This is a genomic window from Streptomyces sp. NPDC048560 (assembly GCF_040650955.1).
Lineage (GTDB): Bacteria > Actinomycetota > Actinomycetes > Streptomycetales > Streptomycetaceae > Streptomyces.
Genome location: NZ_JBEZIJ010000004.1, coordinates 33,132 through 49,713, shown reverse-complemented (window position 1 = coordinate 49,713; position 16,582 = coordinate 33,132). Strand labels below are relative to the sequence as shown.

The window sequence follows — 16,582 nt, the reverse complement described above, 5'->3', positions numbered from 1 at the left end:
ATTCAGCCGGTCCGGTGACCGAGGACGACCCGGCCCGCCCTTGCGCCCCGCACCCTCACACCGCCCCCGGCTCCTGGGGCCCCCGGTTCACCGGCCCCCGGCCGGACAGCACCTCGCCGTACGCCTGCATCAGATCGGGCAGCCGCAACGTGGCCAGATCGTCCCGGGTCGGCACCGCCGCGTACCCGGAGAGCCGCAGGTCACGGTAGGCGCAGCTCTTCTCGTACAACGTCCGCAGGAAGCGCCCGTTGCCCAGCTCGTCGATCCATCCCTGGTCCACCACGTGCCCGCTGATGCTGCGCAGCTCGTCCAGGGACTCCTCGTCCCACAGATCCCCGTTCTCCGCCGCCAGCACCCCGCCGATCGCGGTGAGTTCGAGCGGACGGTAGCTGGGGAAGTCGACGCGGCTCGTGAATCTGGAGGACAGTCCGGGGTTCGTGGCGAGCAGCCGGTCCATGCCCTCCGGGTAGCCCGCGAGGATGACGACGAGATGGTCCCGGTTGTCCTCGGCCCGTTTCAGGAGGACCTGCAGGGCCTCGTCACCGTACGCGTCGCCCTTGCTGTAGCCGGAGTTGGAGAGGCTGTACGCCTCGTCGACGAACAGCACCCCGCCGAGCGCCGAATCGATCAGCTCGTTGGCCTTCACCGCGGTCTGGCCGAGGAACTCGCCGACCAGATCCGCCCGTTGGGCCTCCACCAGATGGTCCCCGCCGAGCAGGCCAAGCGCGTAGAAGACCCGGCCCAGAATGCGGGCCACCGTCGTCTTGCCGGTGCCGGACGGGCCGGAGAAGATGAAGTGCCGCTTGGGCGGTTGCACGGGCAGCCCCTGCTCGGCGCGCAGACGTGCCATGTTCAGCTGGGCGGACAGCGCCTTGACCTGCCGCTTCACCGGTTCCAGGCCGACCATCCGTTCCAGCTCGGCCAGCGCCTCGGCGAGCAGTGCGGTGTCACTCGGCCCCGCCGGGAAGACCGTGGGCCCCGACCGGCCGCCCGTCGGTGACTTCTCCCGCACCGCGTCTGCCGGCGGCGGCGCGACGGCCCCGGTCAGGCCCTGCGGATCGCCGCCGAGCCATGGCTCCCGGCCGTCCACGAGATCGGTGCCGAGTAACGCCTCACCGTCGGTCTGCGTCTCCATGCCCATGCCGTCCGAACCGAAGCCCGTCAGGGCCACGGAGGCCAGATCGGCCGAATCGTCGTACCCGTCGCCCTCCGAGATCGCCGCGAGCCGGGCCGAGGTGTCCATGAACGCCGGATCGACCCGGTGCACCGCACGGTAGAGGGGCAGGGCCGCAGCGCTGCGGCCCGTGCCCTCATGCGCCCGCGCCAGCCAGTAGCGCAGTTCCTTGCGCTGCGGCTGCTCGCTGCGACAGCGCATCAGGGCGGCGGAGAGCAGCGGCTCGGCCTGCCCGTACATCTCCAGGCGAACCCGGGCCATGCCCCCGAAGAGGCCCGCCTCGATGCCGAGCAGCGGGTCCTCGACGAGCTGCTCGGTGTTGCGGACGAGCTGCTCCCAGTCCTTGACCAGATACGAGCGGCAGGCGTGCAGGAACCGCACCTGCGGGTCCGCGTCGACCGGCGGCAGCCCCGCCAGGGCGCGGTCCAGCTCGGGCACGTGCCGGCCGTCGAGCCAGTGGGAGGCGTGCGCGAGCAGCAGATCACGCGAACTCTCCAGTACGGGCTGCACCCACCAGCCCAGCCAGTACCAGGAGTTGAGGGTGCGTCGATGCCGGGCGCGCTGTTCGCCGAAGCGGTCGCGATGGCGGTACATGCGCAGCAGCGCCGTGGTCGTGTCGACCCGCAGGGCATGGAGGCCGAGCCAGCCGTCCGCCATGCCGGGATCGAAGCGCACCGCGGTTCTGAACTCCTCCTCGGCCTGCGGATACGCGCCCATCGTGTAGGCGTCGACGCCGCGCAGCCAGGCGAGGTCGGCGGGGGCTTGTGCGCCCTGCGTGCCGATGTCCATCAGGTCCCCCACAAACCGTGCCCCCAGGATGTCCCGCCCGCACATCATGCCCACCGGGGCGCGTCGAATCACTGTGCCGGGGACGGGAATTGACCGCACCGCAGTGCATGGTACCCGCGAAGGCAGCAGGCGGCTAAGAGTGCGGCCGACGGCCGACCGTGACCGTGGGTGAGCGAAAAGGCCGGTTTCGGGCCGCCGCAAGAGTGTCTGAAGGCAGAACGAAGCCCCCGGTCACGGGGGAACAACCGGGGGCTTCGCGTCTGCGGGGGCTCCGAAAAGCCGCACATTGAGAACGTAAGACCTGTACGGCCCGTCGGTCAAGCAGAGTTGAGGGACTTCCGGACCGATTGCCGACTGCTCAGCGGGGCGGCGCCACGCCTTCACTCTCGGTGACGAAATGGTTCACCCCTGTGGTGGTGCTGGGTCCCTTCACCCACTCGTATCCCTCGGGCAACTGCCGTATCAGGACGTCCGCGAAGGGCCGTGAGGGGTCGTCGGCGAAATGCTTCCTCTCCGCGGCCGTCCAGCCGTCCCAGAACTCCCCGAGCGCGGGGCCGTCGCGGTGCCGGCCCCGTTCCCAGGACACGTCACTCGCCAACTCCATCCACAGCAGCCCCGCGAGCAGCGGCCGCAACTCCCGCCGCCCCGCGCCGACGCCCTCCACGATCACCACGGGCGCGGGCTCCAGTGTCCGCTCGGTCCCGAAGCCCCGCCGCGTCCAGTCGTACGGCGCGTAGCGCGCGCTCTCGCCGCGTGCGAAGGGGTCGAGCACCTGCTCGCGCAGTCTGGCGGTCCACGCGAAGAGCTCGTCGTGGGTGGCGAGGTCGTCCAGGTGCAGAACAGGCGCGTCGCCGAGAGCGGCCGACAGTCGGGCCGCGAACGTGCTCTTGCCCGAACCGGCGTGACCGTCGACCGCGATCAGGCGCACCGGGCCGCAGGACGGAGGCAGCGACCGGAGGCGGGGGGCGTGCCCGGCGAGGCCGGGGTCGAGGTCGTTCATCAACCCAGCCTACGAGCCCGGCCGGAGCAACCGCAGGTCACGCCAGTGGACCAGACCAATATTGGTCCGGCGGCACGAGGCGAATCGCTGGCCGAACGGTGCCGCGACCCGCGATAGTTGCCCCACTGACCGGCACCCGCAGCCCCATTCCGCTCACGACCGGGGGTCTCGCCCATGACCAGACCGACTTCGCGCAGAACCGTGCTGACCGCCGCGCTCGCCGCGGCCGCGACCGGCGGCGCCGTGGCTTCCGCCGGGCCCGCGACCGCAGCCGCGTCCCACCCCGCCGCGTCCCACCCCGCCGCGTCCCACCCCGCCGCGTCCCACCCCGCCGCGCCCGCAGGGACGGCTTCGCAGGTGGACAACCGTTTCTGGAACACGTACACCGAGTGGCGCTCCGGGTCCGGAACGGGCACCCGCGTCCTGGGCGGCCGCAGGCCGGGCCTCGTGATCGCCACCCCCGCGGGGCGGAGCGACTACACCGACCCGCACACCGGCAGGACCAGCTCCTGGGAGTACGCGACCTGGACCTCGCCGGTCCACCGCTCCACGGTCCCGGCCACCGAAGTGATCGCCTCCTGGAACGCACACGCCCCAGCGGGCACGTGGATCCAGATCGAACTGCGCGGCAGCTACTCCGACGGTTCCGCAACCCCCTGGTACGTCATGGGCCGCTGGGCGGCCGGCGACGAGGACATCCGGCGCACGTCCGTCGACGACCAGGGCGACGGCAAGAGTTCGATCTGGACCGACACCTTCGCCGTGGACGACGCGGCGAGCGGGCTCCGGCTGGTCTCGTACCGGCTGCGCCTCACCCTCCACCGCACTCCCGGGACGACCGCCACGCCCACGGTGTGGCGGATCGGCGCGATGGCCTCCGACGTCCCGGACCGTTTCACCGTCCCCGCCACCGCTCCCGGCGCGGCCCGCGAGCTGCCGGTGCCGCGCTACTCGCAGAACGTGCACGTGGGGGAGTACCCCGAGTACGACAACGGGGGTGAGGCGTGGTGCAGCCCCACCTCGTCGCAGATGATCATCGAGTACTGGGGACGCGGGCCCACCGCGGAGGACCTGGCCTGGGTCAGGCCGGAGATCGCCGACCCACAGGTCTGCCACGCGGCCCGCCACACGTTCGACTACCAGTACGAGGGCTGCGGCAACTGGCCCTTCAACGCCGCCTACGCCGCCACGTACGAGGACATGAGCGCCGTGGTCACCCGCCTCGGTTCGCTGACGGACCTGGAGGAGCTGGTGGGCGCCGGGATCCCGGTCATAACGTCTCAGTCCTTCACCAAGGAGGAGCTGACCGGAGCGGGCTACGGCACCTCGGGCCACCTGATGACGGTGATCGGCTTCACCGCCGAAGGCGACGTGATCGCCAACGACCCCGCGTCGCCCTCCAACGAGGCCGTACGCCGTGTCTACCGACGGCGCGAGTGGGAGAACATCTGGCTCAGGACCAAGCGCTACGACTCCACGGGCAAGGTCAGGGGAGGCACGGGAGGGGTCTGTTACGTCTACTTCCCCGCCGCTCCGACACCGGCCCAGAGCTGTGTCCTGAAGGGGCTCGGCATCCTCTGACGGCCCACGGGGCGGAGGGTGAAGCGTGCCCCTCCGCCCCACCGGTCCGCCCGGAAGGCGTGCCGATCGGCTGAACTCCGGACGGACCGCACCAGTTGGGTCAAAGGTCCGGACCAGATCCAGGACCGTGGGGCGCGCCGGGCACCCCGTGACGGCGGCGCTCCCATCGGGCATACTCAAGCCGCCACAGCCGCTGGCCAGCGCCTCTTGTGATCCGAGAGGGCAGGATCGGTTGGGGAGCCATATGTCCGGGCCACGCCCGGGATCACCCGGCGGCGCCGCTCCTACCCCGCGCGTGCGACCGCCGCTACGCCCGACAGGGAGGAGAGCGCCGTCATGTCCGACCGTGCCCCGCAGCTGGTGGAACGAAGCCTGCCCACCGAGGAGTCCCGGCAGCTCGTCGCGCTCGTCCGCGACATCGTGTCCAGGGAGATCGCGCCCCGCGCGGCCGAGGAGGAGGAAGCGGGCCTTTTCCCGCGCGAGATCTTCACCCTGCTCTCCGAATCCGGACTGCTCGGACTGCCCTACGCATCGGACCACGGCGGCGGCGACCAGCCGTACGAGGTCTACCTCCAGGTCCTGGAGGAGCTCGCGGCCGCCCGGCTCACCATCGGCCTCGGCGTCAGCGTCCACTCGCTGGCCTGCCACGCCCTCGCCGGGTTCGGCACCAAGGAGCAGCAGGCCGCACACCTCCCGGCGATGCTCTCCGGCGGCCTGCTGGGCGCCTACTGCCTCTCCGAGCCGGCGTCCGGCTCCGACGCGGCCTCGCTGCGGACGAAGGCCGTGCGCGACGGTGAGGACTGGGTCCTCACGGGCACGAAGGCGTGGATCACCCACGGCGGTATCGCCGACTTCTACACGGTGCTGGCGCGCACCGGCGTCGACGGCCCGCGCGGAATCACCGCCTTCCTCGTCCCCGGGGACGCCGAAGGGCTCAACGCGGCCCTCCCCGAGAAGAAGATGGGCATGAAGGGCTCGCCCACCGCCCAGCTGAACTTCGACGGCGTCAGGGTTTCCGACTCCCGGCGCATCGGTGAGGAGGGGCAGGGATTCGCCATCGCCCTGTCCGCGCTCGACTCCGGGCGCCTCGGCATCGCCGCGTGTGCCATCGGTGTGGCCCAGGCGGCCCTCACGGAAGCGGTCGAGTACGCCACCGGGCGGCGCCAGTTCGGCCGTCCCATCGCCGATTTCCAGGGCCTGCGGTTCATGCTCGCCGACATGGCCACCCAGATCGAGGCCGGACGCTCGCTCTACCTGGCCGCGGCCCGGCTGCGCGACGCGGGACGGCCGTTCTCGCGGGAGGCGGCGATGGCGAAGCTGTTCTGCACGGACGCGGCCATGCGGGTGACCACGGACGCCGTCCAGGTGCTCGGCGGTTACGGCTACACGCTCGACTTCCCCGTCGAACGGCTGATGCGCGAGGCCAAGGTGCTCCAGATCGTCGAGGGCACCAACCAGATCCAGCGCATGGTCATCGCCCGTCACCTCGCGGGGCCCGAGACGCGCTGACGCGACCCGAGCGGTCCGACCACACGGGCGTCGTCATGATCCGGTTCCACTCCGTGTCCTGGCGGCCCGGCAGAGTCCGCCCCGAGCTCTCCCAATGGCGCAGCATGGCCCGGTAGATGGGCGGGTCGGCCGAGAACGGCAGGCCCGACCGGCCGGTCGCCCGGGTCGTGGGCTGAGGCTCGGGGCGCTGTTGCGGCTGCTGTTCGGGCCGGGGAGCCGGGTGTGGAACCGGGCGCGGAACCGATTCTTCGGGGGTCGGAGCGACGAGGCGGCGTCGACCTGGGCCGGCCGTGGAATGCAGCATGGTCATGCAGGACCAACGCCGGACGAAGGCGCTGGGTCACTGCCGGGCGTGGTCGAGCGCCAGTTCGCCAGGTGGACGTGCCGTGCCCTGGCCCTCGTGGCCGGGACGGCGGCGGGTGCGTGACCGGGCTCCATGCCCGTGCCGCTCCATGCCGTGCCGGTCCGTCGATGGACCGGCCGGTGGGTGGCTGTCGGCACCACGCCGGCCTGGCCGGGCGTGGTGCGCTGCGACAGAGGTGCGTCAGGCGGCGTGACGCCGTATCTGGTGGGGGATCCGCAGCGGGCGTGACCCCACGCCGCCGGCGTGCGAGAACGGCTGCATCCGCCAGTCGAGACCCTGCGGGAGCGTCAACAGCAGGGCCGTCTCCTGCTCCTGGGCGTCGAGCGACTCGTCCGCGGGGCGTGCCTCGGCGGCGGAGCGGCCCGTACCCGCGCAGACCGTGAGGACGAACGGGTTCCAGGGGCTCGGGCACAGCGCGTGCTCCGGCAGGATGTCCTCGTCCGCCAGCAGCGCGATCGGCTGCGCGCAGTCCGGGCAGATCACCCGGAACATCTCGAAGGTGTCGTACGCGTCGAGTGCGGTGTCCTCGTCCGGATCGACGGGTTCCGGTTCGGTACGTCCGGTGAGCTTCAGGCTCTGCATGGGAATTCCCCCCTCGGGTGGGCCGACAAGGCGCCGTGGCCTCGGCCACAGCAAGCACTTCCCGTCGCGAGATGGCCGTAACCGCGAGGCGGTCCGCTACCCACTCGTAAACCTGTGGCATTCGTCACATGACAGCCGCAGGTGCCGTTCCGGGGGCCTTACGACTGTGCCGGAAGAGGCGTGGGGCATAGGTTGATCCGCATGGAGGAGCTGGACCGTCAGATTGTGGAGTTGCTCGTCAAGGACGGGCGGATGAGCTACACCGACCTGGGCAAGGCCACGGGCCTGTCCACCTCGGCGGTTCATCAGCGTGTCCGCCGGCTGGAGCAGCGCGGGGTGATCCGCGGCTATGCCGCGGTCGTCGACCCCGAGGCCGTCGGCCTGCCCCTCACCGCGTTCATCTCGGTGAAACCGTTCGACCCCAGCGCCCCCGACGACATCTCGGAGCGGCTCGCCGAGGTGCGCGAGCTGGAGGCGTGCCACAGCGTGGCGGGCGACGAGAACTACATCCTCAAGGTGCGGGTGGCCACCCCCCTCGAACTGGAGCACCTGCTCACCCGCATCCGCACGCTCGCGGGCGTGTCGACACGCACGACCGTCGTCCTCTCCACGCCGTACGAGGCACGGCCGCCGCATATCTGAGGGGGGCCGCGGACGGGGGCGCGACGGGCAGGCGGGAGACTGGTCCCATGACCGAGAGCACCGCCCCCCAGAGCGACCACCGCACCGTGCTGCTGCGCGGTGGAGACGTCCACAGTCCAGCCGACCCGTTCGCCACCGCCATGGTCGTCGAACGCGGTCACGTCGCCTGGGTGGGCTCCGAGGGGGCGGCCGACGCCTTCGCGAGCGGCGTCGACGAGGTGATCGACCTCGACGGGGCCCTGGTCACCCCGGCGTTCACCGACGCCCACGTCCACACCACGTCCACCGGCCTCGCCCTCACCGGCCTGGACCTCTCCGGCGCCCGCAGCCTTCCCGACGCACTCGGCCTCGTCCGCGCGTACGTGAGCACCCGTACCGGGGACCGGGTCCTGCTCGGCCACGGCTGGGACGCCACGCGCTGGCCCGAGCAGCGCCCGCCCACGCGCGCCGAGCTCGATGCCGCGGCCGGGGGCAGGCCCGTCTATCTGCCCCGGATCGACGTGCACTCCGCGGTCGTCACGAGCGCCCTGCTGGACCTCGTCCCCGGTGTCACAGGGCTCGCCGGGTACCACCCCGACGCCCCCCTCACCGGCGCCGCCCACCACGCCGTGCGCTCGGCCGCGCACGGCGCCCTGTCGCCGCGCCAGCGCACCGAGGCCCAGCGCGCCGCCCTGCGGCACGCCGCCTCGCTCGGCATCGGAACTGTTCACGAGTGCGCGGGACCCGACATCTCCGACGAGGACGACTTCACCGGACTGCTGGCGCTCGCCGCCGAACAGCCCGGCCCGAGGGTGCACGGCTACTGGGCCGAGCGCATCAGCGACGAGAAGGGCGCGCGCCGCATCCGCGAACTCGGGGCCATCGGGGCAGCCGGTGACCTCTTCGTCGACGGCTCGCTCGGCTCCCACACGGCGTGCCTCCACGAGCCGTACGCGGACGCCCCGCACACCGGCACCTCCCACCTGGACGCGGCGGAGATCGCGGCCCACGTCATCGCCTGCACCGAGGCCGGACTCCAGGCCGGCTTCCACGCCATCGGCGACGCGGCCGTGGCCGCCGTCGTGGCGGGCATCCGGGCCGCGTCCGAGACCCTCGGGCTCGCTCGCGTCAGGGCGGCCCGGCACCGTGTCGAGCACGCCGAGATGCTCACCCCCGAGACGATCGCCGCCTTCGCGGAGCTGGGCCTCACCGCCTCGGTCCAGCCCGCCTTCGACGCAGCCTGGGGCGGCGACGACGGCATGTACGCACAGCGCCTCGGTGCCGAGCGCGCCAGGACGCTGAACCCGTACGCGGCGCTCCTGCGCACAGGAGTGCCCCTCGCCTTCGGCTCGGACAGCCCGGTCACCCCGCTCGACCCCTGGGGCACCGTGCGGGCCGCCGCGTTCCACCGGACGCCCGAGCACCGGATCTCCGTACGGGCCGGATTCACCGCACACACCCGCGGGGGCTGGCGGGCCGTCGGCCGCGACGACGCCGGCGTTCTCGTGCCCGGAGCCCCGGCCGACTACGCGGTCTGGCGTACGGCCGAACTGGTCGTCCAGGCCCCCGACGACCGGGTCGCACGCTGGTCCACCGACCCCCGGTCAGGCACCCCTGGCCTGCCGGATCTCACCCCGGGCGCCGAGCTGCCGGTCTGTCTGCGCACTGTGGTCTTCGGACAAAGTGTCTACGTACGGCCGAACGAGTGACGTGCGGACATTTCGTACCGCCGACCGAAGGCGCGGCCACTCTGCCGCGACCTGCGGATCTTCGTCACTGACCAGGCGGTTTAGGTAGAAGTCGCAGGTCAAAGGGCTATTGACAGAACGCGCCCACCGGCCGGTAGGTTCGGCCGGGTCCACCACAGGACGTCCGACCGGTTAAACGTCCACGCAGTCGTCGAACGCCGCTGGGTCATGAGGTGGTGTGCCGCACCGGCGCACCACCGCTGACAGCCAGGTTCAGCGCCCGCGCCTCGGGGGCGAGGGAAGGTTTCAGCCGGACGGAGGGTGTGACCCGGGTGGGGCCCGGACGTTCAGTAGACAACGGCTTTCGGTCGACCCGCAGCCAGCGGGTCCCAGGTCGGCCCGAAGGACGCCGGGCCCCGATCCGCAGTTCTGTCCGTAGTTCCGCGCTTCTGTCCGGTCCGGTGTGACGACGCCCCCCGACCGCGTCGGCGACCCGCGCCGGGACGCTGGATATGGTGGACACCTGCGTACGGACTTTAAGGGGCAGTTGTGAACGACGGCGGTCAGCGGCAGTACGGCCCGCTCGGCAGAGTCCTGGTCATCATCCCGACCTACAACGAGGCCGAGAACATCGAGCTGATCGTTGGCCGGGTGCGTGCCGCCGTTCCTGATGCCGACATCCTGGTCGCCGACGACAACAGCCCCGACGGCACCGGCAAGGTGGCCGACGAGCTCGCGGCCGCGGACGGCAGCGTCCACGTGCTGCACCGCAAGGGCAAGGAAGGGCTCGGCGCCGCCTATCTGGCGGGCTTCCGCTGGGGCAGCGAGCACGGCTACGGCGTCCTGGTCGAGATGGACGCCGACGGCTCGCACCAGCCCGAGGAGCTGCCCCGGCTGCTCACCGCCCTGAAGGGCGCCGATCTCGTCCTCGGTTCCCGCTGGGTGCCGGGCGGGCGGGTCGTGAACTGGCCCAAGCACCGCGAGGTCATCTCCCGCGGTGGCAGCCTCTACTCCCGGATGCTGCTGGGCCTGTCGGTGCGGGACGTCACCGGCGGCTACCGAGCCTTCCGTACGGAGACCCTGGCCGGCCTCGGACTCGACGAGGTCGCCTCGCAGGGCTACTGCTTCCAGGTCGACCTGGCCCGGCGCTCCGTCGAGGCGGGCTATCACGTCGTCGAGGTCCCGATCACCTTCATGGAGCGCGAGATCGGTGACTCGAAGATGAGCCGCGACATCCTGGTCGAGGCGCTGTGGCGGGTCACCGGCTGGGGCATCACGAGCCGGGCCAACAAGGTCCTGGGCCGCAAGACCCCCTGACGCCCGCCGTCGCCGCCTCATGATCACCCCCTTACGCCGTATGCATGTCCGTACGGGCACACTGGGGGCATGACGACGGCCACCCCGCCCCCCGCACGTCCACGACGCTCACGCACCCGACGGCTGCTGCCGCTGGCCCTCGCCGGCTGGGTGGTGCTGGAAATCTGGCTGCTGACGGTGATCGCGCAGGCGTCGAGCGGCTTCGTCGTGCTGCTGCTCCTGGTGGCCGGGGCCGTGCTCGGGGCCGTGGTGATGAAGAGCGCCGGCCGGCGAGCCTTCCGCAGTCTCTCCGAGACGCTCCAGCAGACGCCCGGCCGGCCAGGTGCCTCGGCCGTACCACCCGGCCCCGCCCAGGGCCGCAAGGGCAACGGCTTCCTGATGCTGGGCGGCCTGCTCCTGATGATCCCGGGCGTGATCTCGGACGCGGCCGGCCTGCTCATGCTGCTGCCGCCGGTCCGCACCGCGCTCGGGCGGTACACCGAGCGGTCGCTCGAGAGCCGGATGCGCGCCGCTTCTCCCGGGAGCCTCTCGGACGCCTTCCAGCAGGCCCGGATGCACCGCCCCGACGGCAAGGTCGTCCAGGGCGAGGTCATCCGCGAGGACGGCGCGCAGCCGCGTCCTCGCCCCGACGAGGGACCCAGGCCGCCGCTGACCCCCTGATCCCCTCCGCCGGCGCACGGAAAAGCCGCGGGCCCGGACACACGATGTGTGTCCGGGCCCGCGGCTTCTGGATCTGTGCGGCTGTACGCGGGTCAGGCAGACTTCCTGCTGTCCCGCGGGTGCACGGCAATGTTCATGGCTCCGGAGCGCAGAACCGCCAGCCTCTCGGCCAGCACCTCCTCAAGCTCCTCGCGGGTGCGCCGCTCCATGAGCATGTCCCAGTGCGTACGCGCAGGCTTGCCCTTCTTCTCTTCGGGGCCATCCCCGTCAACCAGGAGTGCCATGGCGCCGCACGCCTTGCACTCCCACTCCGGCGGAATGTCCGCCTCTACCGAGAACGGCATCTCAAATCGATGTCCGTTCTGGCATGCGTACTCCACCGCCTGGCGCGGGGCCAGATCGATGCCGCGGTCCGTCTCGTAGCTGGTAACCACGAGTCGCGTGCCGCGGAGAGCTCGCTCACTCATGAATCGTGCCTCCCGGGCTTGTCGCCCACAGGACAGGTGTCGCTGTCGTCGTCATCCGGTCAACGTCCGGTCGGCGGTAAAGATTCCCGTTGCCGGTCTGCGTCGCCCGTCGTGCCGCTGCTTGTACTGGGTTTCCAGGGTTCTAGGTACCCACCAATGCCCGGTTTGTCACATCTGGCAGAAGTTGTCACCCAACGGTTTGGCTTCTTCCGCTCGCAGTAACGGTCCTCCGGGCAGGCCAAAGGCGTACACTACCGGCCTTTCACTTCAACGTCTAAATCCGGGCCGGAACCGGGTTGCCCGCCGCCGCCACGGCGGCCCGCACCGGCACCCGCGCCAGCAGCACCGTACCGAGCGCGAAGAAGATCACCAGCGAGAGCAGCGCGTCGCGATAACTGCCGGTCAGCTGGTACGCGAGGCCGAACACCAGGGGCCCCAGCCAGCTCAGTCCGCGGTCGCTCATCTCGTACGCGGAGAAGTACTCGGCCTCCTTGCCGCGCGGCACGAGATGCGAGAAGAGCGAGCGCGACAGGGCCTGGCTGCCGCCCAGGACCAGGCCGATGGCGGCGGCCAGGGAGTAGAAGAAGGCCGGTTCACCCGCCGGAAGTACATACGCGCCCAGAAGAATCAGCGTCCAGACGACCAGCGAGGCCAGGATCGTGCGCTTCGCGCCGTACACCCGGGCCAGCCGCCCCATCCCCAGAGCGCCGGCCACCGCCAGCACCTGTACCAGCAGCACGGCCGTGATCAGGGTCGTCTGGTCCAGGCCCAGCTCCTCGGAGCCGTACAGCGATGCCTGGGAGATCACCGTCTGGATCCCGTCGTTGTAGACGAGGTAGGCCAGCAGGAACGAGAGGGTCAGCGGATGCCGGCGCATGTCGCGCAGGGTGGCCGTCAACTGCTTCCAGCCCGAGCCGACCGCTCCCGGGCCGTCGGGGCTCACCTTGCGGTCGCGCAGCCGCCGCAGGGGTATGACGGTGAAGGCGCCCCACCAGACACCGGCGGAGGCGAGGCAGATCCGTACCGCTTCGGACTCGGACAGCCCGAACGAGTCGTGTCCCGTGTAGAGGACCAGGTTCAGCACCAGGACGAGTGCGCCCGAGGTGTATCCGAAGGCCCAGCCCCGGGAGGAGACCGCGTCGCGTTCGTCGGGCCCGGCGATCTGCGGGAGGTAGGAGTTGTACAGCACCATCGACACGGAGATCGAGGCGTTGGCCACGACCAGGAGGAACGCGCCGAGCAGATACCGGTGGCCGTCCAGGAAGAACATGCCGGTCGTGGCAAGGGCACCCGTGTACGCGGCGGCGGCCAGCAGGGGTTTCTTGCGCCCCGTGCGGTCCGCCGCGGCCCCCACCACGGGCATCAGCAGGACGGCCACGATCACGGACACCGAAACGGTGTACGCGAACAGGGACCCGGCGCGCACGGGTATGCCCAGCGGGTGCACGAAGCCCTCGGCGTCGGCGGCGGCCTTGGCGACCGACGTCAGATAAGGGCCGATGAAGACGGTGAGGACGCTCGTCGAATAGACCGAGCAGGCGAAGTCGTAGAAGTACCAGCCGCGCTGCTCACGGCGGCGTTCCTCGGCCCCTGCGGGCCGCTCCGCCGGATCGGCCGTTCCTGCGGTACCGGTGGTCACACCGCGCCCCCTCGCTCGTCCCCGCGCGCGCGGGGAAGCAGGCGTCAGGCCCAGGCCCCCCGCTCGCTCAGCACCGTGCGCAGCGTCTCGATGTGATCGGTCATGATGCCATCCACCCCGAGGTCGAGGAGCCTCGCCATCCGTTCCGCGTCGTTCACCGTCCACACGTGCACCTGGAGGCCCCGCGCGTGCGCTGTCCGGACGAAACTGCGGTCGACCACCCGGATGCCGTTCTGGCTCTCCGGGACCTGCGCGCACACGGCGCCCGCCCGCAGCGCCGCCGGAATGCCGTAGGAGCGCAGCCGCAGGCCCAGGATGCCGCGCACGCCGTACGAGGTCGCCAGGCGGGGCCCCGCCAGCCGGTGCGCCCTTGCCACCCGGGACTCCGAGAACGAGCCGACGCACACCCGGTCCCAGGCCCCGGTCCTGCGGACCAGCTCGATGAGCGGGGCGAGGGCCGGCTCCGCCTTGATGTCCACGTTCCACCGGGCGTCCGGGAACTCCTCAAGCAGGTCCTCGAAGAGCGGAAGGGGTTCGCGGCCCGCCACGCGCGCCCGGCTCACCTCGCTCCACGGCAGCTCCGAGATGCGCCCCCGGGCGTCCGTCACCCGGTCGAGCGTGGTGTCGTGGAAGGCCACCAGCCGGCCGTCCGACGTGGTGTGCACGTCGGTCTCGAAGTAGCGGTAGCCCGCGCCGGCGGCCCGGCGGAAGGCCTCGGCGGTGTTCTCCATGCCCTCCGCCGCGCCGCCGCGGTGGGCGAACGGGATCGTGGAGGGATGGTCCAGATAGGGGTGGCGTCCTTGGGTCACCGGGGAAGTATCGCCTGCCCGGGTGACGGCTCGGCGGCCGCGGCGGTGACTCCGGCCGGCTCGGGGACGGCGAACACGCGCAGGAAGAACTGGGCGAGCGGGCCGATCGCCAGGGCGTACAGGACCGTGCCGACGCCCAGCGAGCCGCCGAGCAGGAATCCGGTCGCCACGACGGCCACCTCGATCGCCGTACGGACCAGCCGGATGGAGCGCCCGGTGGCCCGGTTGAGGCCGGTCATGAGCCCGTCGCGGGGGCCGGGGCCGAACCGGGCCGTGATGTAAAGCCCCGTCGCCACACCGTTGAGCAGGATGCCGAGTGCCATCGCCGGGATCTGCGCGCCCGGTCCATGGATCGCCGGCACGACGGCGAGCGTGCCGTCCATCGCGATGCCGACGACGAAGACGTTGGAGACCGTGCCGAGACCGGGGCGCTGCCTGAGCGGAATCCAGAGCAGCAGCACGATCGCACCGACGATGATCGAGACGACACCGATCGAGATGCCGGTCAGCTCGGTGAGGCCCTGGTGCAGTACGCCCCATGGTTCGAGGCCCAGCTCCGCACGGACCAGGAGCGCCGAACTCGCCCCGTACAGGGCCAGGCCCACATACAGCTGGATCAACCGCCGAGTGAGGTGGGTCCGGCTCCGGCCGGTGGTATCGGACAAGTGGTGCCCCCTGGTGTGGTCATGGTGGACTGCTGCGTGTCACTCTGTGGCAGGGGATTGGCTGCCAACTATGGCCAATCCGAGGAAGGTGGACTGATTTCCATGGCTCAGTGGACTTCGACGGTCGGCGCGGCACAGCTCGCTCGCCAGCTCCAGGCCCAGCATGACCGCCCCGCAGGGCCCGGCAGTCGTAAGCAGCCCGCCTACCGCGCGCTCGCCGACGGTGTCCGGCTGCTCGTCCTCGAAGGCCGGGTCCCGGTCGCCGCGCGGCTGCCCGCCGAACGCGAGCTGGCACTTGCCCTCTCGGTCAGCCGGACGACCGTCGCCGCCGCCTACGAGGCGCTGCGGGCCGAGGGCTTCCTGGAGTCCCGCCGCGGCGCCGGCAGCTGGACCGCGGTGCCCGCGGGCAACCCGCTGCCCGCACGTGGCCTCGAACCGCTGCCCCCGGAGTCCCTCGGCTCGATGATCGACCTGGGCTGCGCCTCGCTGCCCGCGCCCGAGCCCTGGCTGACCCGGGCGGTGCAGGGCGCCCTGGAAGAACTGCCGCCCTACGCGCACACCCATGGCGACTACCCGGCGGGACTCCCCGCCCTGCGGCAGATGATCGCCACCCGCTACACCGAGCGCGGCATCGCGACGATGCCCGAACAGATCATGGTCACCACCGGCGCGATGGGTGCCATCGACGCCATCTGCCACCTCTTCGCGGGGCGCGGCGAACGGATCGCCGTCGAGTCCCCCTCGTACGCCAACATCCTCCAGCTGATGCGGGAGGCCGGTGCCCGGCTGGTGCCGGTCGCGATGGAGGAGGGGCTCGGCGGCTGGGACATGAACCGCTGGCGCCAGGTCCTGCGCGACGCCGCGCCCCGCCTCGCGTACGTGGTCGCCGACTTCCACAATCCGACCGGGGCGCTCGCCGACGAGCAGCAGCGGCGCGATCTCGTCGACGCGGCCCGCGCCGCGGGTACGGTCCTCGTCGTCGACGAGACCATGCACGAGCTCTGTCTCGACGAGGACGTCGACATGCCGCGCCGGGTCTGTGCCTTCGACCCGGCGGGCAGCACCGTGCTGACCGTCGGGTCCGCGAGCAAGGCGTTCTGGGCCGGGATGCGGATCGGCTGGGTGCGCGCGGCCCCGGACGTGATCCGCAGCCTCGTGGCGGCCCGCGCCTACGCGGACATGGGGACGCCGGTGCTGGAGCAGCTCGCCGTCAACTGGCTGCTGCGTACGGGTGGCTGGGAGCAGGCCGTGGAGATCCGGCGCGCCCAGGCCCGGGAGAACCGTGACGACCTGGTCCGGGCCCTGCGCCGGGAACTGCCGGAGTGGGAGTTCGAGGTGCCGCGCGGCGGACTGACCCTGTGGGTGCGTACGGGAGGGCTCTCCGGTTCGCGGCTGGCCGTGGCGGGCGAGCGGGTGGGCGTGCGCGTGCCGTCAGGGCCCCGCTTCGGGGTCGACGGGGCGTTCGAGGGCTATGTGCGGCTGCCCTTCACCGTGGGCGGTCCGGTGGCGGACGAGGCGGCCCTGCGGCTCGCCGCCGCGGCGGAGCTCGTCGCCTCGGGCGTAGGCGCGGTGGCCGAGGCGCCGAGGACGTTCGTGGCCTGACAGGGGAAAAGGCGGTGGGCGGGTGGGGGCGACGGCGCCGTCCGCGCCACCGGCCCGCACGATCCGCTCGGCGTGCGCGCGTGCCTCGGCTGTGGTGGCGCCGCCCGTCTCGACG

14 protein-coding genes are annotated in these 16,582 nt (G+C 71.7%); 7 read left to right on the top strand and 7 right to left on the bottom strand.

Going from position 1 to position 16,582, the window contains the following annotated elements; genetic code table 11:
- Positions 1-55: 55 nt before the first annotated feature.
- Positions 56-1,963, bottom strand: coding sequence for an AAA family ATPase (locus AB0C82_RS13005; RefSeq protein ID WP_362839978.1), 1,908 nt, complete (start codon positions 1,961-1,963; stop codon positions 56-58).
- Positions 1,964-2,321: 358 nt separating this feature from the next.
- Entirely contained in the window at positions 2,322-2,963 is a 642-nt protein-coding gene (locus AB0C82_RS13000) for a hypothetical protein (RefSeq protein ID WP_362839976.1), read from the bottom strand.
- A gap of 174 nt (positions 2,964-3,137) precedes the next feature.
- On the opposite strand from AB0C82_RS13000, the gene AB0C82_RS12995 reads away from it, so the two are divergent.
- Positions 3,138-4,544, top strand: a complete 1,407-nt coding sequence (locus AB0C82_RS12995) for a peptidase C39 family protein (RefSeq protein WP_362839974.1) — start codon at positions 3,138-3,140, stop codon at positions 4,542-4,544.
- A gap of 336 nt (positions 4,545-4,880) precedes the next feature.
- Positions 4,881-6,053, top strand: coding sequence for an acyl-CoA dehydrogenase family protein (locus tag AB0C82_RS12990; RefSeq protein ID WP_362839972.1), 1,173 nt, complete (start codon positions 4,881-4,883; stop codon positions 6,051-6,053).
- 544 nt (positions 6,054-6,597) lie between these two features.
- On the opposite strand, the gene AB0C82_RS12985 is transcribed toward AB0C82_RS12990, so the two are convergent.
- On the bottom strand, positions 6,598-6,999 hold the full coding sequence (locus AB0C82_RS12985) for a hypothetical protein (protein ID WP_362839970.1): 402 nt from the start codon (positions 6,997-6,999) through the stop codon (positions 6,598-6,600).
- 201 nt (positions 7,000-7,200) lie between these two features.
- Between AB0C82_RS12985 and AB0C82_RS12980 the strand changes: the two genes are divergently transcribed.
- From AB0C82_RS12980 to fxsA, 4 genes are all read left to right on the top strand, one after another.
- Positions 7,201-7,641, top strand: coding sequence for an Lrp/AsnC family transcriptional regulator (locus AB0C82_RS12980; protein WP_362839967.1), 441 nt, complete (start codon positions 7,201-7,203; stop codon positions 7,639-7,641).
- A 47-nt stretch (positions 7,642-7,688) separates the two neighbouring features.
- Positions 7,689-9,329 (top strand): amidohydrolase, encoded by a 1,641-nt coding sequence (locus AB0C82_RS12975; RefSeq protein ID WP_362839966.1) that lies wholly within the window; start codon positions 7,689-7,691, stop codon positions 9,327-9,329.
- A gap of 528 nt (positions 9,330-9,857) precedes the next feature.
- Positions 9,858-10,625: a polyprenol monophosphomannose synthase gene (locus AB0C82_RS12970; RefSeq protein ID WP_362839964.1), complete on the top strand. Its 768-nt coding sequence runs from the start codon at positions 9,858-9,860 to the stop codon at positions 10,623-10,625.
- Positions 10,626-10,694: 69 nt separating this feature from the next.
- Positions 10,695-11,285 carry an FxsA family membrane protein gene (fxsA, locus tag AB0C82_RS12965; protein ID WP_362839962.1) on the top strand — a complete coding sequence of 197 codons (591 nt, stop codon included), beginning with the start codon at positions 10,695-10,697 and terminating at the stop codon, positions 11,283-11,285.
- 92 nt (positions 11,286-11,377) lie between these two features.
- Here fxsA and AB0C82_RS12960 read toward each other — a convergent pair whose 3' ends face one another.
- The 4 genes from AB0C82_RS12960 to AB0C82_RS12945 form a co-directional block, all read right to left on the bottom strand.
- Positions 11,378-11,752 carry an RNA polymerase-binding protein RbpA gene (locus AB0C82_RS12960; protein WP_031146696.1) on the bottom strand — a complete coding sequence of 125 codons (375 nt, stop codon included), beginning with the start codon at positions 11,750-11,752 and terminating at the stop codon, positions 11,378-11,380.
- Positions 11,753-12,026: 274 nt separating this feature from the next.
- A complete protein-coding gene (locus AB0C82_RS12955; protein WP_362839959.1) occupies positions 12,027-13,391 on the bottom strand; it encodes an MFS transporter in 1,365 nt (454 codons plus the stop codon).
- Positions 13,392-13,435: 44 nt separating this feature from the next.
- Positions 13,436-14,200 (bottom strand): glycerophosphodiester phosphodiesterase, encoded by a 765-nt coding sequence (locus AB0C82_RS12950; protein WP_362839956.1) that lies wholly within the window; start codon positions 14,198-14,200, stop codon positions 13,436-13,438.
- Positions 14,197-14,865, bottom strand: a complete 669-nt coding sequence (locus AB0C82_RS12945; protein WP_362839954.1) for a hypothetical protein — start codon at positions 14,863-14,865, stop codon at positions 14,197-14,199. Before AB0C82_RS12945 ends, AB0C82_RS12950 begins: the two co-directional genes overlap by 4 nt.
- Before the next feature lie 102 nt (positions 14,866-14,967).
- Between AB0C82_RS12945 and AB0C82_RS12940 the strand changes: the two genes are divergently transcribed.
- On the top strand, positions 14,968-16,467 hold the full coding sequence (locus AB0C82_RS12940) for a PLP-dependent aminotransferase family protein (RefSeq protein ID WP_362839951.1): 1,500 nt from the start codon (positions 14,968-14,970) through the stop codon (positions 16,465-16,467).
- The last annotated feature ends 115 nt before the right edge of the window (positions 16,468-16,582 follow it).